Origin of the sequence: Litorisediminicola beolgyonensis (genome assembly GCF_042679605.1) — a bacterium.
GTDB lineage: Bacteria > Pseudomonadota > Alphaproteobacteria > Rhodobacterales > Rhodobacteraceae > Litorisediminicola > Litorisediminicola beolgyonensis.
Genome location: NZ_JBHTMU010000097.1, coordinates 1 through 873, shown reverse-complemented (window position 1 = coordinate 873; position 873 = coordinate 1). Strand labels below are relative to the sequence as shown.

2 protein-coding genes are annotated in these 873 nt (G+C 59.0%); one reads left to right on the top strand and one right to left on the bottom strand.

The genetic code is table 11. The features are described from left to right. The coding region (locus ACFQ4E_RS20630) for a hypothetical protein (protein ID WP_449280317.1) at positions 1–278 on the bottom strand (278 nt) is incomplete at its 3' end. A 93-nt stretch (positions 279–371) separates the two neighbouring features. Between ACFQ4E_RS20630 and ACFQ4E_RS20590 the strand changes: the two genes are divergently transcribed. After that, on the top strand, positions 372–857 hold the full coding sequence (locus tag ACFQ4E_RS20590; RefSeq protein WP_386806408.1) for an IS5 family transposase: 486 nt from the start codon (positions 372–374) through the stop codon (positions 855–857). The last annotated feature ends 16 nt before the right edge of the window (positions 858–873 follow it).

Below are 873 nucleotides of genomic sequence, written 5' to 3'. Positions count from 1 at the left end.
CTAGGCTCAGGACCCATTGATTGGGCCGGATAGATATGCTCCACCGCACGAAACTGAGCGGTGATATGTCTGATCTCTTCTGGCTGACCGATGCGCAGATGGCGCATCTGCAGCCTTACTTCCCGAAGCCCCATGGCAATCCGCGCGCCGATGATCGTCCCGTCCTGAGCGGAATTATCTTCATCAATCGCAATGGGTTGCGATGGCGAGGTGCGCCGACAGATTACGGCCCGCACAAGACGCTCTACAACCGTTGGAAGCTGGAGTGAAAAAGGCATCTTCACGCAGATCCTGGCTGGCCTGGCTTCGGAGCACGTTGAAGAAAAGACCGTCATGATCGACGCAACTTACCTCAGGGCTCACCGAACAGCGTGCAGCTTGCGCGTCAAAAAGGGGGGCGTGGCCGCCTGATCGGTCGCACAAAGGGCGGCATAACCACCAAGCTTCATGCCATCTTTGATAGCCAAGGGCGTCCTCTGAACCTATTCGTGACGGCAGGAGAGGTGACGGACCACGTCGGTGCGAGGGCGCTATGCGACAGTCTGCTGGATGTCGATTGGCTGCTCGGAGATCGTGGTTACGACGCAGATTGGTTCCGGGAAACTCTGAAAGACAAAGGGATACACGCCTGCATCCCGGGCAGGAAGCAGCGGAAGACACCGGTCAAGTATGACAAGCGCCGCTACAAACGCCGGAACAGCCCCTCTCGTGATATCGCTACGCACTGCACTGCCGAGCAGCGACGCGAGATCATGCTCGGCAGGCTCAAGGACTGGCGGCGGGTCGCCACGCGCTATGACCGATGCCCGAAGGTCTTCCTCTCGGCCATCGCTCTCGCAGCCACGGTCATCTACTAGCTATGAGGCCTGACCC